This is a genomic window from Pseudoalteromonas sp. QJM3NY_12 (assembly GCF_056173165.1).
This window is the reverse complement of the sequence record NZ_CM149661.1, coordinates 2657558-2675591: the sequence shown is the minus strand read 5'-3', so window position 1 is coordinate 2675591 and position 18034 is coordinate 2657558. Positions and strand designations below refer to the sequence as shown.

Sequence of the window (18034 nt, the reverse complement as noted above, 5' to 3'; positions counted from 1 at the left end):
TTTTACTCAGACTTTGCTGAATCTTTTTGGTAGCGTAATTTACCGGCAATCCACGTTTGCAGCACCTGAGTTTTGTAAAGCTGCTCAATAGGCACTTTAAAGTAGTCTTGATCAATCAGTATAAAATCAGCCCATTTACCTTGCTCCAAACTACCTACTTTAAATTCTTGATGCGCTGCATACGCGCCGCCAAGGGTAAAGGCACGCAATGCATCTTCCCTGCTCAAAACTTCACTGGCGCGCCAACCGTTTTCAGGCAGTTGATTATGATCCATGCGCGTTATCGCAGAATATAAACCATCAAACGGGTTCGCCAGTTCGACAGGGTAATCAGATCCCGCCGCAATCGTTGAACCTTGGTCTAAAAATGTTTGCCAAGCATAAGCGCCTTGTAGTTGCTTGTCGGTTAAACGCTGCTCAGCCATATGCATGTCTGATGTGGCATGCACAGGTTGCATAGATGGAATTATTTTCAGGGTTTTAAAGCGCGGGATATCCTCTGGCGAGACTATTTGTGCATGCTCCATACGATTGCGCAGTAGTATGCCACCGGTTTGTTTAAATACATTTTGATAAGCATCTAGCACAATTTTATTTGCTCTATCGCCAATTGCATGCGTGTTAGCGCTAAAACCATTTTTAAAAGTCAGGGTAAATAGTTCCTCTAGCTTTTGTTGGGTTTCAAGCATAAGGCCAAAATGGTTGGCTCTATCAGCGTACTCTTCAATAAGCGCAGCACCACGTGACCCTAATGCGCCATCAGCATAAATTTTTACACTGCGGATAGATAAAAAGTCCTGTGCATCTTGATAACGACCCGCTTTAAGCATAGCGCTTAGGTCGGGGCTTGCTGCACTTAACATCGCTACAATTCTAAGCGGTAATGTGCCTAACTCGGCGCGTTGTTTGTAAACTTGCCATGTGGTTTTATCAATACCTGCATCATGAGTTGAGGTAATGCCTAGGCTCAGTAAGTGTTTACCTGCGGCATCTAATGCATTACTGACCGATTGTGCAGACGTTGCAGGCATATGTTGAGTAACCAAGGTTTCTGCTTTATCGATAAAAATGCCGGTGGGCTTACCAAACTCATCTTTTATAATTTCTCCGCCAGCTGGGGCTGATGTGTCAGCGTTAATATTGGCAAGTTCTAATGCTTTTGAGTTAACCCAAATGGCATGACCATCTACTCGCGATAAAATAACAGGGCGATCGTTAACTGCTTTGTCTAAGTCAGCGGCCGAAGGAAAGCGAGTATTTGACCATAGTTCTTGATTCCAGCCTCGACCAATGATCCAACCTTCTTTATCTTTGGCAAATTCCTTGAGTTTAGCGGTTACTTCATCTACCGACTTTGCACCGCGCACATTAAGTTGCGACAAATTATTACCTAGCCCGATGACATGTCCATGCGCATCAATGAGCCCTGGGAGTAGAGTTTTTCCTTTCGCGTCAATTAGGGTTGCACCAGGAAAGCTATTTTTTAAGCTGTCTGGACCTGTTTTAACTACTTTGCCATCTTTTATAACTAAGGTTGTAAATGTGTTTACTTCGCCATGGCGCATTTTTCCTTTATACAAAGGTGAGTAGCCATTAGCATTATAAATGACTTGAGTTTGTGCTATTGCCACGCTAGTGACGGCACAAAGGCTTGCTAGTAATATCGGTTTTATTATTTTTATCAGTTGCATAAGACGCACATTGTTATTATTTGAACTATCACAGTAGCAAACTCAAATTTAGAATACCAATAGCATAATTTATTAAGCGTCGTATAAGTCAGCTTTTAGCTAAAGCAAGCAACAAGTTAAGGGGGAAATAGGATGTGTTAACAATGAGAGTTAAACCTTCTCAAGCTTGATATTGTTAACCAAGCTTTGTTTGAGGAGGCAATTTATTTACTGGCGTACAAACTGTATTCGCTTAATGATAATTGTGTGTCTTTGTCACGGTCATAACTGCCAAAGCGTGACCATAAAGCAGGATCACTGGCGGCTTCAGAGCGAGTCAAAAAGCCATCCTGATTGCGGTCAAGTTTTTCAAATTTTTCAGCAATATAACTGCTTGTTGCAAAACTCATACAGCTAAAAACAGTCAGTGTTAGTAAAATAATATTTTGAAAATGCTTCATATAAATGCTCAGAGCAGGTTAGTGGTTAAGTAGTTTTTAAACTCAGCTAAAGAAATTCTGTTGTCTTGATTTTCATCCCAATTTGAAAATGAGTTTAATAGCTGAGGCTGAGCAGCAAGCTCGCTGTGGGTTAAATATCCATCATTATTTTTGTCCAAATGGTCAAAGCGTTGCTTTACATCAAGTGCCAATGCACTTTGGCTGATAAAAAGTAAAGCACCAATAAAGGGAAGCAGTATTCTCATAGTTGGCGTTCCAAGGTGTATTTAAATTGCTGCAGTATTGAAAGAAAGCACTTGCCATAATTTAACTCCCAACATTAAATCCGTTTACACACTCCCTCAGGGATTATGGCAAATGCTTTTAACTCTATATTACAAAACGAAACTTGAATCTAAGCTTAAAGTTTAAAGTTATCGAACTCTTTTTTAGAAATCATCTCGTTATTGTCTTTGTCTAAATCAGTAAATTGCTTGAGCAGCTGTTTATCTTGTTTAGCCTCTGTAAGCGATATTTGGCCATCCATATTTTTATCTAAATGCATAAAACGTACATTTAACGACGATGCCAATGCCGTTGCGCTAATAGCCAAAAATAGTAGTGAAAAAGCACCAATTAATTGTTTCATAAATATACTCCTTTATTTTACAAACTGTTTAAATTCACCGAACGATAATTGTCCGTCTTCATTTTTATCTATTTGTGCAAAATTCTCATGCAGTAATGCATCTTCACCAGCTTCCGCTTCACTTAATGTGCCGTTGCTGTCCTTATCTAGGCTGTAAAATGCTGTGTTCACATCAAGCGCAAATGAATGGATACTTGTGAAACATAACGCTATTAATACAGTCGATTTTAAATAACCTTTAGTCATTCCTTGGCCTTTAAAAATTAATATTTATAAGCGTAATACAATTATGGTGCCAGCTTTTATTTTTATTAAAAATCATAGGTTTAACTTTCTAGCGTGTTTTTAATAGGTAATATTTACCGACGCTTGTGTGTTTTATGCAACATTTTCTCAGTTAGGGTTTTTTACTATTTTTAAATCAAGTGCTTAACTTGTCGCAATTGTGCGACATTGCAACGGTTTTACTCTCAAAAATGTATTTGGTTCAGCGAGTGTATAAGTTGAGCGCTTAATAATAGAGCGCTTAAAAGTAGTGAAGGATTAGTGTATGCCTGTAATCATGGCTGAAAAATATAAAGCATTGGTGAATTGGCGTCCTAATTTGATTGGCCAGTTTGTAATGAGCATGCTGTTGTCACTCTTGCCTTTGTCTATTGTGGTTATTGTATTTTTAAATGTATTAAATAAACAATTAGCGGTCACACAGCAAATTGTCAGTAATAACTACCAAGTAACCAAGTCGTTTAATGCACTTAAACAAGAGCTCAATAGTTTAGAAAGGGCAACAAGGCAAAACTGGGTTTTAAAAAGCGATTCGCTCGATAAACTTATCGTGGATAAATGGCAGTCATCGCTGGACAATATAAATGAGCTTAAACGGCTTTCTAGCAGCCCAATAGACAATCAGCAATGGCAGCAGTTAACAGATACGCTAAAAACAGCGCATACCAAATTGGTGGTTGAAGCTCGTGAGCAAGCAGAGTTGTTTGTGCCAATTAGTGAAATACTGGCAGAGCTAACAATGTGGTTGCGCGAAACCAATGAAGCCAAAATCACTCAAAACCAAATTAAACTAACAAATCTACAAGCCTCCTTTATAAACTGGTTAGTGGCACTTACGCCTTTAACCTTACTTGTTGGGGGTGGGTTTTTATGGCGGATAAGTGGCCGTTTAAAAGGTTTAACCTCCGTTATTGATAAATTAGGCCAAGGAGATTGGCAGCAAAAAATATCAGTGCAGGGATCAGCTGAACTCATTGAACTAGGTAACAAGTTGCAGTGGGTGCAAGCGCAATTGCATATGCTAGAGCAGCAAAAAGATACGTTTTTACGCCATGTTACTCACGAGCTAAAAACACCCTTGGCCTCTATGGTGGAGGGCACTGAGTTATTAGCCGATGAAATTGTTGGGCCAATTAATAATGAGCAAAAAGCAGTGCTTGGGTTAATCAGTCAATCTATGGTGAGATTACGCACTATGATAGACAGCTTGTTAAGTTATAACGCGATTCGAACCAGTAAAGATAATGTGAGTGAAGTGGAATTTAACCAGCTAATAAAAAAGGTAAGTAATCATTTTGAACATAGGTTAAATGCACGAGAGCAGTCGCTTATTTGGCACAATAGCTTACCGACAGTTGCACTTAATTTACCGAGAGAATTAATTGAAATGATTTTAATTCAGTTAATCTCTAATGGTCTAAAGTTTTCAAAGCCAAACCAAGCTGTGTCGATTAGTTTAAGTTTAGAAAGTAATAACTTAATTATACAGGTTGCTGATGAGGGCTGTGGTATTAAAGAGCATGAAAAAGAACATGTTTTTGGCGCTTTTTATCAAGGTAAACACAGTAAAGAGATTAGTCTTCAAGGCAGTGGTTTAGGCCTTACCATAGTAAAAGAGTCTGTTGAACAGTTACAGGGTAAGTTAACTATTGAGCATAATGAGCCGCAAGGCTGCCGATTTAACATTGTCATCCCCTATAAAAATAAAGGAGTTAAATAATATGTCTGCGCGTTTAATGGCTATTTTATGGCTAACCAGCAGTCTCGTTTTTTTATCTGGGTGTGAATTAACCAACACTCAAACACCAGCTAAACCTGAGCAAATAGCTCAAACTCAGCCTGATAATAAAAGCAACCAGCCCAATCCAAAGCCGCGGCCAAAACTAGATCTTATGTATCCGCCCGCAGCGCAAGTTATTGCATGGCATGCCCATCAGTGTGGTGGCTTTAAATTAACGCCTGACAATAAAACTTACTTAGGGGAGCAAGCACTTAAGGCATTTTTTAATACAGCATGCGCCAACCTTAGTCGCGACCCTGATACTGTTATGAGTCAATTGCTTAAGCTAGATCAAGCTTACTATTGGCCAGACGATATAAAACACTATTTATGGCTGCAAAAGCAGCAGGTATTAATGCAAATAAATGCAAAAAAACAACAGCAAGCATTAAACGCTGAAATGCAAAAAACCTTATCGTCATTAGCTGCAATTGAACAGCAACTTTTATTACGTGAAGAAACCAAGGAGCAGTAACTATGTCAGTCACACTTCCATCAAGCGCTAAAGTGTTACTCGTTGATGACGATGCCAGCTTACTGCAGTTACTGGCAATTCGAATTCAATCAAAAGGTTATGAAGTAACAACGTGTGATAGTGGCATGAATGCATTACAAATACTTAAAAGCCAAGTATTTGATGCGGTGATCACCGATTTAAGAATGGATGAAATGGATGGAATGGCACTGCACCGACAATTGCAAAGCCGCTACCCAGCACTACCTGTAATTATGATGACGGCTCATGGTTCAATTCCTGATGCGGTAGAGGCGACTAAGCAAGGTATTTTTGCCTTTATTACTAAGCCAGTTGATAAAGATGAGCTATTCGATAGCTTAGCTAAAGCCATAGAAATACATGGGGTGAATAATGATGATATTACTCCGCAAAGCAATATTGTTACTCGCAGTGGCGCTATGCTGCATTTGCTAGAGCAAGTTAAATTACTAGGTCCTACTCAGGTAAATGTACTTATTTCTGGTGCTAGTGGTACGGGCAAGGAGCTGCTTGCACAGGCAATTCATCAGCACAGCCATGTTAGTGATGGCCCATTTGTGGCTATTAACTGTGGTGCAGTCCCTGGTGAGTTATTAGAATCGGAGTTATTTGGTCACAAAAAAGGCGCATTTACAGGGGCGGTAAAAGATCACCAAGGCCTGTTTCAGCAAGCGCAAGGGGGGACCTTATTTTTAGATGAAATTGGTGATATGCCGCTAAATTTACAAGTTAAGTTATTACGCGTGCTGCAAGAAAAAACTATTCGCCCAGTCGGTTTTCAAGAAGAGATCCCCATTAATGTGCGAATTGTTTCAGCGACCCATAAAAACCTGCCTGAAGCTATTAGCAATCAAGAGTTTAGAGAAGATTTATATTATCGTTTAAACGTAGTAAACCTCAAACTTCCTCCGCTGCGAGAGCGCCGTGAAGATATTAGCTTATTAGCTAACTTTTTTAGCGCTAATATTGCAAAACGTATGGAGCAAAAAGAAAAACGTTTTGCAAACGATGCCATGCATGCATTGGTAAGGTATGATTGGCCAGGTAATATTCGTCAATTACAAAATGTAGTGGAGCAGGTGGTTGCCTTAACACCAAGTGACGTTATATCTGAACATTTAGTGCTTAGTGCGTTAAATAGCAATGAAAATAACGTTGAGCCACTTTCGCTTAACGACGCTAAAAAAGAGTTTGAGCGAGATTACGTTATCAATACCCTGAAAATGGCAGGGGGTAATGTGGCCGAAGGTGCCAAGCTTGCCAAGCGTAATCGTTCTGATTTTTATAAGCTGATTAAAAAGCATGAAATTGACGTAGATAGCTTAATGTAATTTTAAAAAAGGAAGTGAGCATGCAGTTATTTATGGTGTATTTAGGTGGGCGTATTCAAGGTTGCCACATAGAAATGCACGACGTACGCTTTGTGGTAGGTCAAAACATTGAGCAAACTTATAGCAAGCTTAAAAGTCAGTGGGTAGGCGACAAAAATAGCGTACACATGGATAGCTACATGGCGGTTAATCACATTGATGGTTATAAAGTCGAGGTGGTTGATAGTTATGTAGAGCAAAATAAGCAGCTTTATTTTGTTAACTTAGGTGCTTACAGAAGCGACTCACTAGCAGAGCAACACGACTTTGCTTTGTATGTTGCCAGCAGTGGTGAAGAAGCAAAACAGCGCGCTAAAAATGATTTACTCGCAGGGCTTAGCCATCTACATAAAGATGATTTACATGACGTTGATGATTGCTTTGCTATCGACTTACTCGATAGCCAGCTTAATATAAAACTAACCCCAAGTGGTCAAGCACAAACAATTAAACCTGACTGGTTTGGTTATCATGTATTATAATAAATGAGGATTTATTAAGTTTATTAGGATGTTGTGTGAAAAAGTATGCGTTTATACTTTTGCTAGTTGGCTTAAGTGGCTGTAAATCACTGTCGGGTTTACCGCCCGTTGTTGATTTAAATAAACTGGTAAAGCAAGTAAAAAACGATCCTACTGACGTGGTTGCAATTCACAAGCAAGCACAAAAAACACACCGTTCTATTAAGGCACAGGTTGGTAGCGTAAAACAGCTTTTAGCCGCATTAGAAAGCGTTGTTGGGCGCAAGTGGGGTAAACAAAACACTCAGCAACCTAGTGCCAAAAAATACGTAAAATACAGTAATGATTACCAAGCCCGTGCCATTATTGATTTTGAGCAAGGCACTGTAAAAGTAGAAACCATCGCGTTAAAAAATACAATAAGCTTGTTACAGCAGGCCATTGTTATGACCTTACTGACCTCTAGCGATCCCGATAAAACCGATATTTTTACCAGCGAAGCGCCAATTTTAGAAGGCGAGCCGTTTTTATACCAACAAGTGCTCGATCAAGATAAGTTACCCATAAAATATAGCTGGCGTGCTAATCGATTTGCGCGTTATTTAGTAAATAATAACTTAAAAAAGCAACGTCAATATGGGCACGTTATTTCGTCGGTTAGTTTTGATTTAGTCGAGCAAAATGCCCATTTAAGAAAACAAAAATACAGTGACTATGTGCTTGCGGCTGCAAAAAAATATCAAATATCGGCAGCACTTATTTATGCCATTATTGAAACCGAAAGTAGCTTTAATCCACATGCGGTGAGTTCATCCAATGCCTATGGATTAATGCAAGTGATCCCGGCTACCGCAGGGCGCGATGTATACCAAAAAATAAAAAAAGTATCCGGGCAACCAACCAAAGCTGTATTGTTTAATCCAAAATATAATATTGATATTGGCAGCGCCTATTTAAGTATTTTAAAAAATAACTACTTAAACAAAATTAGTACCGACAAAAGTAAGCACTTTGCCATGATCTCGTCTTATAACGGCGGGGCGGGTAATGTACTGCGCATATTTAATAAAAATAGAAGTGTGGCGTTTTCACAAATAAATCAGCTTACTGCAAGCCAGTTTTATAATATTCTCACCACTAAGCACTCACGTGCAGAATCAAGACGCTATTTATACAAAGTCACTAAAGCAGAAAAAAACTATCAGTAACTTATTTACTCATCATTTTCTTGTTGTTCACTTTTGGCTGCCATTTTAAAGGCTACTATTACTAAGCCAAACATAGCAAATGGGATTGCAGCTAACAAATACTCAACCAAGTGGCTGTCTTGAAAATTAGCCTGTAGCAAGAAATGCCCTGCAACACACATAATAATAACCACCAAAAGGATGGGCAGTAACATAAGTTCTTTTTTTGCTGAGTGGTTTTTCATTCGCTGTTAGGTATTAAAAAATAATGCGCTATTGTAATGAGCTTAATAAAGCTTGGCAAACAACACAGATTTTTTAATGACTATTAGGTATGATTAACATCAAAGAAAAGCTTAAAAGTAGTGGTTGGGAATAAAGTGCAACAGAGTTTAAAGCAAGTTTACCTAGTGGGTGGAGCAGTGCGAGATAAACTGCTAAACATACAATCAAAAGATAATGACTATGTTGTTATTGGTGAAACGCCAGAGACAATGGAAGCGCTCGGATTTTTACCCATTGGCAGTGATTTTCCGGTTTACTTACACCCAAACACTAAAGAAGAATATGCACTGGGGCGCACTGAGCGTAAAAGTGGTAAAGGTTATACCGGCTTTGTGGTGGATGCCAGCCCAAACGTAACTCTTGAAGAAGATTTAGCACGCCGAGATTTAACCATTAACTCTATGGCACTAGACGAAAACGGCACTATTATTGACCCTTTTAATGGTCAAGCTGATTTAAAAAATAAAATACTGCGTCACACCACACACGCATTTGTAGAAGACCCTGTTCGGGTATTGCGTATTGCTCGCTTTTTAGCGCGTTATGGTAGTGACTGGTCTATTCATCCAAGTACTACTGAATTAATGCATGAGCTTAAAAATAAAGGCGAGTTGGAACATCTAGTACCAGAGCGAGTCTGGCTTGAAACAGAAAAAGCGCTTGGCGAAAAACACCCTGAACTTTATTTTCAAGCATTAGATGAATTAGGTATTTTTCCTGAAATAGAGCAGATGAAAAACACCCCGCAGCCTGCAAATCATCATCCCGAAGGCGATGTGTTTGTCCATACTATGCTAGTGCTTAGACGAGCAGCCGATTTAGGCTTTAACCTAGAAACGCGTTTTGCCGCTTTAACTCATGATTTTGGTAAAGCACTAAGCTATAAAAAACGCGGTAATTTACGCGGCCATGAACGTGAAGGGGTTGCTGTAGTTGAGGCGTTTTGTGAACGTTTAAAAGTACCTAATCGCTTTCGTGATATAGGCGTGCTTACCAGTGATAACCATACCCTTTGCCACACGCTTGAACAGTTAAGACCGCAAACTATTCATAAATTAATCGTCACTAATTTAAATGCGCTAGTGCATCCAGAGCGTTTTATTGCTTTTACTCAAGCGTGCCAGTGTGATGCACAAGGACGAGGCGAAACGCTGGTGGATAAGCCCTATCCACAAGCCGCTAAATTACGTGCTATTCACAATGAACTACAAAAAATGGATAAAAAACAGATAGTGCAAGACGCGCTTAAAAACGGCAAAAAGGGCCCCGAAATAAGCGAGACAGTAAAACAAGCTGAAATAGATTGCATTAAAGCGTTTTTAAACACTAACACTCCCAAGGTCACTTAAACTGATTGTAATATTGCATTAAGTCATTTTTAAACGTCCTTGCTATAACTAGGGTCTGTTGACCTTTCAAGGTTGAATTTGCAGCAGTCTGTTTGGTATTTAGGCAAGGCAGCGCCTATGTAGTGTGGTTATTCCCCATAAATAGGCGGTAACGTAGCATCAATGCCAAACAGGCGCTGCCCTTCGGGTTCTGCCTAGGGGCGATTTACTCTTTGTTGCCTACATGGATGTAGGTAAGGGGCGTGAGCAGGACGTGGAAGCTTTGCTCGGTTTTTACTTAGCCCACTAGGTTACAAACCTCGCGCAGCGATTAAACGCCCCTGATTTGAACAAATTTTAATCGCAAAGGTCAACAGACCCTAGGACGTTTCAGCCTTTTTTGCTCGTCACTTTTACCAAATAGCGATACAATTGAGTTTGCTTATCATTCTTAATAGTGAAAGCTGCATATCCATAATTGTATTTATCTTAAAAGGACTTAATTTAATGACACCAGAACAAATTAACGCAAAATTAGCGATAAGCGAAGCTGAAAAAAAACGAGTTCTTGAAGATAAGTTTGAAAAACACTCACCTAAACCCTTTGATATTTTTAAGGGATTATTTGGCAGTTTTGCTTATATCGCATTTGTTTCATTGATGTTCCCAGACGTATTAGCTCAGCCTAGTTTTTATCTGTTGTTACTACTTATCTTAACTATAAAAGTTGAGGCGCAAGCAAAGGTGCAGCAAGCGCATAAGCGTATGGATACTTTGTATCGCTTGTTAAAAAAAGAGGCATAGCTTCTAGGGAACCTTTAGTTATTAAGTGGCAAGCTCACAGTAAATACCACCCCATTACCTTGCTCATTATTGTGCGCCGTTACTGTGCCTTTGTGGTAATCACACACCAGTCTGACAATATAAAGCCCTAAGCCTAAATGCGGTTGTTGCTGCATTTGTTGGCTGCGCACCGATACCATGGAATCAAAAATATGTTCAGTAAGTCCCTCAGGCAATAAGGTACCTGTATTACTTACCGTTAAGGTTGCTTTGTTTTCATTTTGCTTAAGGCTGACTTCAATTGCTGTGTTAGCTTCACTAAATTCCAAGGCATTATTAATTAGCTTATCGAGCAGTTGCGCTATAAATTCAGGGGCACCTTGCATCAATAGTGTGCTTTGGCAAATGTTGAGTGTAAATAACTGGTTAGGATAAGTAAGTTGGTAGCCCTGCATACAGCCACTAATTACTTTTTGTAAATCAAACTGCTCTGGCTCATTGCTTTGAATGCTTTGCTCAAGGCGGGTTGCCTCGCTCATGGTGGTAATTATTTTTCCTAAGCGCTCAACCCCTTCGCTGGCACGTTCAAGGTATTTTTGACTCAGTTCACTTTGCTGCAAGCTTTGTAAGTTTTCAAGAGATGAACGGACAACCGCAACCGGTGTGCGCAGCTCGTGAGATAAGCGCGACGACATATTTTCTAAATAATCGGTATAGCCACCAAGTCGGCTCACTATATTTGAAAAGCTACGCGACAGATCGCCAATTTCGTCATTGGCATCGCTGTAATTTATATGGCCTGTTACTCGTCCTTGCGCATCAATGGCTTGCTCTGCTGCATCTCGTAGTCGCCTAATACGGCTCGATATACGCGAAGCAAAAAAGAACAAAGTGACTGTGCCAATTAACATGACCGCTAAAATCACATTAAATAGTTTTTCCAGCGATTTATTACGCAGTGTACGCACGCCATTGGTGGTTTCTTCAGCTATAACTGCCCCAATAACTTTATCCTCAATCCAAATAGGATACGCAGCCGATAATATCACCGCTTTGTTATCGGGAGTGAGCCGCCACGACGAGGCCGGTTTGCCTTTAAGTGCTTTGGCTAAATGAGCGCCTTGCATTGAAGCTACATCGTGTAAGGTATCTATAAATTCATCTTCAGGACGGGTTAAAATTTTATAATACAAAGGATGTAAATAGGCCTGTTCAAAGCGCTGCCACGCAGTTTTTGGCGCTTGATTTTTTAGCCCATCGGCCCATACACCATCGGCATTTTGAATGCTGCCCGATTGCGCTAATACACGGTGATGATTATCGACCACCCAAATGCGACTGCCGCTGTGGCCCATGCCTTTTAATATACGGTTTATTTCAGGGGAGGGCACCAGTACCGAACCTAAATCATTCGGGTTATTTAAGTTCGATGTAGACATAATACTAGGGGGTTGGTTTGGTTGTTTACTATCAACATCGGCAATGGCAAATCCCAGTTTATTGCCAAGCATATTCAAAGGAAAGCGCAGCTCAAGGTTATAACCTGTTTCAGTTTTTTTAAAGAAACCCTGAATTTTAGTAAAAGGCATTTTACTGTTGGCATCAAATGCGTTGACCCAGCCATCTTGGCGCGGAGCAATAATATAAGTATTAAATTGCCCATCAGGGTTTTTTAGGCCAATTTTTACATAGTCATTATTGGTAATGCTGAGGCTGTTTTTAGCACGGTAAATTACAGTGTCATCTGTGACTTTGAATACAGCATATAAGTAATTATCAAACTTACCTACCATGTGGCTAAATGATAAGTTGCTCAGTTGATGGTTATCATTGGCTGTTTGTAAGTAGCGTTTGTCATAAAGCCAAAATAGCGATTGGTAAGCGTCCCAGTCGCTGAGTTTGCCATCGAGTTGAATTGGACTCTTTAAATTATAAGCATAGAGATCGCGGCCTTTTACAACTTGATCTAAAAAGTTGGTTTGTTCGTCAAATAAAGCGGGGCGTTCGTGCAGAGCCGTTGCCAGTGCGCGTGTAGTACCTACTAGCGTTTTTTCTTGGCCTTGGCGTAAAAACTTTTCCATTTCCCATACGTATTCGTAGCCTAACCATGGCAACAAAAACAAAAAGCATGAAAGTAGAATAAATTTACTGCGTAGGCCAAATCTCAGCATGTGGGTTGCTCCCACCTGTAACCCATGCCATACACGGTATCAATGCAGTCAAACTGGCTATCGAGTGCTATAAACTTTTTACGAATGCGTTTTACATGAGAGGTAATGGTACTGTCGTCTACATAAATTTTAGCATCGCTCATTAACTCATTACGGCTTTTAACGTGGCCAGGTCGTTGGGCGAGTGAATGCAGCATCCAAAACTCAGTTACGGTTAAATCAACCAACTGTTGTTGCCAAAGCACCTGCATGCGTTGCGTGTCGAGTGTTAGTTGACCGCGAATTATTAATGCGTTGGCATCGGCGGGTTGCTCTAATGCTTCCATGCGGCGAAATAGCGCACCAATACGCGCGGCTAAATGCGCTAAGCTAATATCTTTGGTTAAGTAGTCATCGGCGCCCATGCGCAGGCCGCATACGGTGTCTATTTCGCTGTCGCGAGCGGTTAAAAAAATAATTGGTAAGGTTTTAGAAAGTGAACGCAAAGTTTGGCACAGTAAAAAGCCGCCATCTATTTCATGGCCTAAGCCAATATCAACAATGGCTAAATCGGGGAGTGCTTCTTTAAAAGCTACTTCTGCTTGAGGGCGGTTTTCATAACCACTTACCTGATAGCCTTGAGCGCTCAGCATTTCTATGTAGTTTTCGCGAATGGCAGTTTCATCTTCAACAATAGCTATTTTTTTCATTTTTATTAATTACTCATATTGACTTAGGCGCACTATAGCGAAGTTTTTGCGCTAAGTACGGTTAAAAACACAATTGCCATTTTTTTGCCACAATTGCTCAGCAGTTTGCCATTTTTACTCCCCTTTATTGCCACTTCATGGTGTTTTAATACAGCTATTGAAATTACCAATACAAAGCAAGTGCCAACCAATAGCTTGCCAACCATTATTAATAGTAAGGAATAGATCATGAAGAAAACATTAATCGCACTCACACTTGTTAGCACTTTTTGTACGCCAGTATTTGCTGCGGATACCCCATCAAAAGAAGCAAAAAAAGAAACAATTGTTGGCCTGAGCACCGGTGCCATTATTGGTGGTGTTGTTGGTGGGCCAATTGGCGCGTTTGTAGGCGCATTTGCTGGTGGTTTGATTGGCGATGCCAAGGTAGCTGAGCAAACTATTGCTGAGCAGCAGCAAGCTTTAACTGTAATGGCAGAGAAAACCAACGACTACCAGCATGTACTTAATCATAACAGTCACCTAGAGGCGCAACTTGAACTACTGGCGCAACAAAATGAGCAACTAACGCAATCACAGCTTAATAATTTATTGGCAATGACAGTGCAATTTAAAACAGGCTCTAGCGATATTGCTCCTCATTTTGCCAAGCAGCTTGATCAATTGGTAGCGTTATTAAAAAGCCAACCGCAACTCGCACTCGATTTAAGTGGCTTTGCCGATCAGCGCGGTGCAGAGCAAGCGAACTTATTACTTTCAAAAGCCAGAGTAAACGCCGTACAAAGTTACTTAATTAAACAGGGAGTAAGCCATACACGTTTGAGCACACAAGCGTTTGGCGAGCAGCAAAGCATAGCAAATAGTAACACCCTTGAAGATAACTTTTTTGACAGACGCGTTACCCTGACTACCCGTGCGCTTAATCAAAGGACTGATCAAACAGCAAGCAATTAATCGCAAGGCGTTCGAGGGAGTGATTTATGTTGAGTAAACCCACCAAAGTGCTTACCAAGGTAAGCCTTTTTATTTTTATTATCATCGTGCTTTTAGCCAGCTTTAAAAGCCATGCACAGTCGCCAAAACTATCTTTGTTTGATAGCCAAGGAGTGGCGGTTAACCCTGGGGTTATTTTAAAAAGCGATGCAAAAATGACCCTAACAGGGCTAATTAATCGTGTTGTAGTTACGCAGCACTACATAAATGAAAACCCTTTTGCCGTAAATGCACGTTATGTATTTCCTTTACCCGATGAAAGCGCCGTGCAAGCAATGACCATGCGCATTGGCGAGCGAGTTATCAAAGGTAAAATAACAAAAAAACGCCAAGCTGAAAAACAGTACCAAGCTGCCAAAAAAGCAGGCAAACAAGCTTCATTGTTGCGACAGCAACGTGCAAATATGTTTATTACAAATGTGGCAAATGTAGGGCCCGGAGAAGAAATAGCTATAACGCTTGAGTATCAAGAGATTATTGATTACCAACACGGAACCTTTGCGATTCATTTTCCAACTACAATTACGCCACGCTATCATGCAATAACAGGGGAAGTTAACGATGATCAAGATAAGCATGCGATAAAAAACGCTAATGCACCTTCGTTCACTCCACAGGGTTGGTTAAGCCCTGTTTACACAAAACAAACTAATGAGGCGGCAAATGCCAGCGATTTAAGCTTAACAATTAACATGGATATAGGCTTAGAATTGGTTGATATAAACGCTAAGTACCATCAAGTTAATATTGAAAACCCTGCATTTGGGCAATACAGCATTGTGCTAAAACCACAGCAAGCCATAAATAGAGACTTTGTACTTGAGTTTAAGCCACTACAAATAGCGCAAGCGCAAGCTGCACTTTTTACTCAGCAAGCACAAAATGGTGAGCAGTATGCGTTAGCAATGTTAATGCCGCCAAGCGATAGTTTTACTCAATCTCAGCGTTTACCGCGTGAAATGGTGTTTGTAGTTGATACCTCGGGATCTATGCATGGGCAGTCTATTGAACAAGCTAAAAAAGCGCTGTTTTACGCATTATCATTATTAGATAGTGATGATAGCTTCAATATTGTCAGTTTTAATAATGAGGTTGCAGCCATGAGTGAGACCCCATTAATTGCCAGTGACTTCAATTTACGTCGCGCAGAGCGTTTTATTTATAACTTACAAGCCGATGGCGGAACTGAAATAAAAGGCGCACTTGATGCGGTACTTGATGGTACGCAGTTTGAAGGGTTTGTACGCCAAGTTGTATTTTTAACCGATGGTAGCGTAAGTAACGAAGATCAATTATTTAAACATATTGCGCATACCTTAGGTGATAGCCGTTTATTTACTGTGGGCATTGGTAGTGCGCCTAACCGTTATTTTATGCGTCGTGCCGCTGATATAGGTAAGGGAACTTACACCTTTATAAGCAGTGCTCATGATGTGCAGCCGAAAATGCAGCAGTTGTTTGATAAACTTGCTCACCCGGCTATGACTAATTTAGCGTTAACAAATACAAATGGAAGCAGCTTAGATTTTTGGCCCTCACCTTTGCCTGACCTATATTTTGCTGAGCCCATTATGGTGGCTATTAAATTAGACACTACCGATACAATTACTTTTACGGGGCAAACAACGCATGGGGAGTTTAAGGTTAAGCTTAATCCGCAAGCAAGTTCAAAGGCCACAGGAATTGATAAACTTTGGGCACGTCAAAAAATAAAGTCGTTATTGTTATACAACCAACAAAGTGTTGTAAAACAGCAAGTGCAGCAGCTCGCGCTTGAGCATCAATTACTTAGCCCATTTACTGCGTTTATTGCCATAGAAGAGACGACCATAAAAGAAGTTGCTAAACAAAGTACACAAGTGGCTAATACTATGCCACAAGGAATGACCATGCGCTTGCCGCAAACAGATGGGCAAAGCAAAATGCATATTGTGTTTGGAGCATTACTACTTCTAGGTGGTCTGTTGTTAGTAAGGCGCTGTAAATGAAAAAGTGGCTAAGCATAGGTTTACTTGCCTTGGGGCTGAGCTTGTTTGGCCATGGTGTATACATGCAGGCAAAGGCGTGGCTTGCACAAGTGTTAATAGAGCAAGCTTGGCAAACGACCCTTAAATCGCCCAATAAAAAAATTAAGCCGTGGTTTTATGCTGATAGTTACCCAGTGGCACAAATAATATGGCCAAAGCATAATAAACGACTAACCGTGCTTGATGGTGCAAGTGGTAGAAATTTAGCGTTTGCGCCGAGCCACTTTTTACCTGCTGGGGAGTTAGGTGGGGCTGATTTTGGTAACTCGCAAGGAGCACTTATTGCTGGCCACAACGATACCCACTTTGCGTTTTTAAAAAACGCTAAAGTGGGGGAGCAATTTTCTCTACAACTTAAAAATGGCCAAGTGCAGCATTATTCAGTAACACATGTTGAGGTAATTAATCAGTACAACACCGATTTTTTGCAGCAATCAGGGCTGTATTTATTAACCTGTTACCCTTTTGATTCACTGGCCTCGGGTACCGATTTAAGATGGTTAGTGTCGGCAGAAATATCCTCACCAGAAGTTGAGTTAGGAATATCGACCACTAGTTCTTGATGGCGTTGGCTAATCATTACGCCTATAAACACCACAAATATGCTGATCCACTGCCCAAGAGTTAGTACTTCGTTGAGTATAATAGCTGACAAAATTAAAGTGAAAATAGGGATTAAATTAGAGTAAGCCGCGGCGGTTAATACCGACACTTTACTAATCGCATAGTTGTACATGCCGTACCCACCCAAAGTAACACAAGAGCCTAAGTACAAAATGCTCATTAGTGCGGTTAAATCGTGTTGGTTTTCACTGGGTAGGTCAATAAACAGTAAAAACGGAGCAAAAAACAAACTACCACTCACGCCTTGCAGAGCAATTAATGTGAGTGGGGAGTAGCGGTTAGCTAAATGTTTTATACACACGGTATAAAATGCCGCGCACACCATGGCCATTAATTCTAAAAAATTCCCCAGTAATGGGTTTGGGGCTTGGCTTGAACTCGGTGAGAGCAAGGTCAGTAAAATACTACCACCAATACACAGCGTAAAACCCACCACAATAGCTTTACTAATATGCTCTTTGAGCATGAAAAACGCTAAAAATGCCACAATAATGGGTAAACAAGAAACAATCACCCCCGCTTGAGACGCTGAGGTATATTCCATTGCGTGGCCTTCAAATAAAAAGTACAAGCAAGGCTCTGCCAGCGACATGCCTAATAAGTACTTCCAATCGCCTTTTAAATATTCAAAGCGAATTACGTAACGCCATAAACATAACGAAATCAGTAAAGTGGTGAGCATACGTAAAAATATCACCAAGGCAGGGTCATAAATCGCAATCGCGTATTTAAGTGCAATAAAGGAGCTACCCCACAAAAAGGTGGCAATAATTAAACATAAACTGGCAGGCATAAG

19 protein-coding genes are annotated in these 18034 nt (G+C 40.4%); 10 read left to right on the top strand and 9 right to left on the bottom strand.

Features of this window, described 5'->3' with window-relative positions:
* Positions 1-2: 2 nt before the first annotated feature.
* The 5 genes from AC0VZ5_RS12575 to AC0VZ5_RS12555 all read right to left on the bottom strand — a co-directional run bounded on the left by AC0VZ5_RS12575 (position 3) and on the right by AC0VZ5_RS12555 (position 3005).
* A complete protein-coding gene (locus AC0VZ5_RS12575; RefSeq protein ID WP_475473081.1) occupies positions 3-1691 on the bottom strand; it encodes an amidohydrolase in 1689 nt (562 codons plus the stop codon).
* A 203-nt stretch (positions 1692-1894) separates the two neighbouring features.
* Positions 1895-2131 carry an EF-hand domain-containing protein gene (locus AC0VZ5_RS12570; RefSeq protein WP_138609162.1) on the bottom strand — a complete coding sequence of 79 codons (237 nt, stop codon included), beginning with the start codon at positions 2129-2131 and terminating at the stop codon, positions 1895-1897.
* Between the two features lie 8 nt (positions 2132-2139).
* Entirely contained in the window at positions 2140-2376 is a 237-nt protein-coding gene (locus tag AC0VZ5_RS12565; RefSeq protein ID WP_290168420.1) for an EF-hand domain-containing protein, read from the bottom strand.
* A 155-nt stretch (positions 2377-2531) separates the two neighbouring features.
* Entirely contained in the window at positions 2532-2759 is a 228-nt protein-coding gene (locus AC0VZ5_RS12560; RefSeq protein WP_076918368.1) for an EF-hand domain-containing protein, read from the bottom strand.
* A 12-nt stretch (positions 2760-2771) separates the two neighbouring features.
* A complete protein-coding gene (locus tag AC0VZ5_RS12555; RefSeq protein ID WP_475473079.1) occupies positions 2772-3005 on the bottom strand; it encodes an EF-hand domain-containing protein in 234 nt (77 codons plus the stop codon).
* 304 nt (positions 3006-3309) lie between these two features.
* Between AC0VZ5_RS12555 and AC0VZ5_RS12550 the strand changes: the two genes are divergently transcribed.
* Genes AC0VZ5_RS12550 through AC0VZ5_RS12530 form a run of 5 tightly spaced genes read left to right on the top strand, consistent with a single transcriptional unit; the run spans position 3310 to position 8359 of the window.
* A complete protein-coding gene (locus tag AC0VZ5_RS12550; RefSeq protein WP_198523623.1) occupies positions 3310-4764 on the top strand; it encodes a sensor histidine kinase in 1455 nt (484 codons plus the stop codon).
* Between the two features lies 1 nt (position 4765).
* Positions 4766-5299 carry a hypothetical protein gene (locus AC0VZ5_RS12545; protein WP_198523622.1) on the top strand — a complete coding sequence of 178 codons (534 nt, stop codon included), beginning with the start codon at positions 4766-4768 and terminating at the stop codon, positions 5297-5299.
* A 2-nt stretch (positions 5300-5301) separates the two neighbouring features.
* On the top strand, positions 5302-6651 hold the full coding sequence (locus AC0VZ5_RS12540) for a sigma 54-interacting transcriptional regulator (protein ID WP_054201833.1): 1350 nt from the start codon (positions 5302-5304) through the stop codon (positions 6649-6651).
* A 20-nt stretch (positions 6652-6671) separates the two neighbouring features.
* Entirely contained in the window at positions 6672-7172 is a 501-nt protein-coding gene (locus tag AC0VZ5_RS12535) for a DUF1543 domain-containing protein (protein ID WP_198523621.1), read from the top strand.
* A 35-nt stretch (positions 7173-7207) separates the two neighbouring features.
* On the top strand, positions 7208-8359 hold the full coding sequence (locus AC0VZ5_RS12530; RefSeq protein WP_198523620.1) for a murein transglycosylase domain-containing protein: 1152 nt from the start codon (positions 7208-7210) through the stop codon (positions 8357-8359).
* 5 nt (positions 8360-8364) lie between these two features.
* On the opposite strand, the gene AC0VZ5_RS12525 is transcribed toward AC0VZ5_RS12530, so the two are convergent.
* Complete coding sequence (locus tag AC0VZ5_RS12525; protein ID WP_036981490.1) at positions 8365-8583, bottom strand: hypothetical protein; 219 nt, start codon at positions 8581-8583, stop codon at positions 8365-8367.
* 135 nt (positions 8584-8718) lie between these two features.
* Here AC0VZ5_RS12525 and AC0VZ5_RS12520 point away from each other — a divergent pair, with 135 nt between their 5' ends.
* Both AC0VZ5_RS12520 and AC0VZ5_RS12515 read left to right on the top strand, forming a co-directional pair.
* The gene (locus AC0VZ5_RS12520) at positions 8719-9972 is read left to right on the top strand and encodes a multifunctional CCA addition/repair protein (RefSeq protein ID WP_198523619.1); all 1254 of its coding nucleotides are present in this window, start codon (positions 8719-8721) and stop codon (positions 9970-9972) included.
* A gap of 486 nt (positions 9973-10458) precedes the next feature.
* Positions 10459-10755 (top strand): hypothetical protein, encoded by a 297-nt coding sequence (locus tag AC0VZ5_RS12515; RefSeq protein ID WP_198523618.1) that lies wholly within the window; start codon positions 10459-10461, stop codon positions 10753-10755.
* Between the two features lie 14 nt (positions 10756-10769).
* On the opposite strand, the gene pdsS is transcribed toward AC0VZ5_RS12515, so the two are convergent.
* Entirely contained in the window at positions 10770-12905 is a 2136-nt protein-coding gene (gene pdsS, locus AC0VZ5_RS12510) for a proteobacterial dedicated sortase system histidine kinase (RefSeq protein ID WP_198523617.1), read from the bottom strand.
* Positions 12899-13594, bottom strand: a complete 696-nt coding sequence (gene pdsR, locus AC0VZ5_RS12505) for a proteobacterial dedicated sortase system response regulator (RefSeq protein WP_008111124.1) — start codon at positions 13592-13594, stop codon at positions 12899-12901. The genes pdsS and pdsR overlap by 7 nt, the downstream gene beginning before the upstream one ends.
* Before the next feature lie 228 nt (positions 13595-13822).
* On the opposite strand from pdsR, the gene pdsO reads away from it, so the two are divergent.
* The 3 genes from pdsO to AC0VZ5_RS12490 are packed head-to-tail and all read left to right on the top strand — an operon-like array spanning position 13823 to position 17177.
* The gene (pdsO, locus tag AC0VZ5_RS12500) at positions 13823-14548 is read left to right on the top strand and encodes a sortase-associated OmpA-like protein PdsO (RefSeq protein ID WP_198523616.1); all 726 of its coding nucleotides are present in this window, start codon (positions 13823-13825) and stop codon (positions 14546-14548) included.
* 26 nt (positions 14549-14574) lie between these two features.
* Positions 14575-16575: a marine proteobacterial sortase target protein gene (locus AC0VZ5_RS12495; protein WP_198523615.1), complete on the top strand. Its 2001-nt coding sequence runs from the start codon at positions 14575-14577 to the stop codon at positions 16573-16575.
* Positions 16572-17177: a class GN sortase gene (locus AC0VZ5_RS12490; RefSeq protein ID WP_036981504.1), complete on the top strand. Its 606-nt coding sequence runs from the start codon at positions 16572-16574 to the stop codon at positions 17175-17177. Before AC0VZ5_RS12495 ends, AC0VZ5_RS12490 begins: the two co-directional genes overlap by 4 nt.
* On the opposite strand, the gene AC0VZ5_RS12485 is transcribed toward AC0VZ5_RS12490, so the two are convergent.
* A complete protein-coding gene (locus tag AC0VZ5_RS12485; protein WP_033102849.1) occupies positions 17072-18031 on the bottom strand; it encodes a DMT family transporter in 960 nt (319 codons plus the stop codon). The genes AC0VZ5_RS12490 and AC0VZ5_RS12485 overlap by 106 nt on opposite strands.
* Positions 18032-18034: the final 3 nt, after the last annotated feature.

What these genes read in the sequence shown, in the direction of transcription:
- pdsS (WP_198523617.1), bottom strand. Translation starts at nt 12,905, where the DNA reads ATGCTGAGATTTGGCCTACGCAGTAAATTTATTCTACTTTCATGCTTT.
- AC0VZ5_RS12495 (WP_198523615.1), top strand. Translation starts at nt 14,575, where the DNA reads ATGTTGAGTAAACCCACCAAAGTGCTTACCAAGGTAAGCCTTTTTATT.
- AC0VZ5_RS12575 (WP_475473081.1), bottom strand. Translation starts at nt 1,691, where the DNA reads ATGCAACTGATAAAAATAATAAAACCGATATTACTAGCAAGCCTTTGT.
- AC0VZ5_RS12540 (WP_054201833.1), top strand. Translation starts at nt 5,302, where the DNA reads ATGTCAGTCACACTTCCATCAAGCGCTAAAGTGTTACTCGTTGATGAC.
- AC0VZ5_RS12545 (WP_198523622.1), top strand. Translation starts at nt 4,766, where the DNA reads ATGTCTGCGCGTTTAATGGCTATTTTATGGCTAACCAGCAGTCTCGTT.
- pdsR (WP_008111124.1), bottom strand. Translation starts at nt 13,594, where the DNA reads ATGAAAAAAATAGCTATTGTTGAAGATGAAACTGCCATTCGCGAAAAC.
- AC0VZ5_RS12555 (WP_475473079.1), bottom strand. Translation starts at nt 3,005, where the DNA reads ATGACTAAAGGTTATTTAAAATCGACTGTATTAATAGCGTTATGTTTC.
- pdsO (WP_198523616.1), top strand. Translation starts at nt 13,823, where the DNA reads ATGAAGAAAACATTAATCGCACTCACACTTGTTAGCACTTTTTGTACG.
- AC0VZ5_RS12570 (WP_138609162.1), bottom strand. Translation starts at nt 2,131, where the DNA reads ATGAAGCATTTTCAAAATATTATTTTACTAACACTGACTGTTTTTAGC.
- AC0VZ5_RS12560 (WP_076918368.1), bottom strand. Translation starts at nt 2,759, where the DNA reads ATGAAACAATTAATTGGTGCTTTTTCACTACTATTTTTGGCTATTAGC.
- AC0VZ5_RS12550 (WP_198523623.1), top strand. Translation starts at nt 3,310, where the DNA reads ATGCCTGTAATCATGGCTGAAAAATATAAAGCATTGGTGAATTGGCGT.
- AC0VZ5_RS12485 (WP_033102849.1), bottom strand. Translation starts at nt 18,031, where the DNA reads ATGCCTGCCAGTTTATGTTTAATTATTGCCACCTTTTTGTGGGGTAGC.
- AC0VZ5_RS12490 (WP_036981504.1), top strand. Translation starts at nt 16,572, where the DNA reads ATGAAAAAGTGGCTAAGCATAGGTTTACTTGCCTTGGGGCTGAGCTTG.
- AC0VZ5_RS12515 (WP_198523618.1), top strand. Translation starts at nt 10,459, where the DNA reads ATGACACCAGAACAAATTAACGCAAAATTAGCGATAAGCGAAGCTGAA.
- AC0VZ5_RS12565 (WP_290168420.1), bottom strand. Translation starts at nt 2,376, where the DNA reads ATGAGAATACTGCTTCCCTTTATTGGTGCTTTACTTTTTATCAGCCAA.
- AC0VZ5_RS12525 (WP_036981490.1), bottom strand. Translation starts at nt 8,583, where the DNA reads ATGAAAAACCACTCAGCAAAAAAAGAACTTATGTTACTGCCCATCCTT.
- AC0VZ5_RS12535 (WP_198523621.1), top strand. Translation starts at nt 6,672, where the DNA reads ATGCAGTTATTTATGGTGTATTTAGGTGGGCGTATTCAAGGTTGCCAC.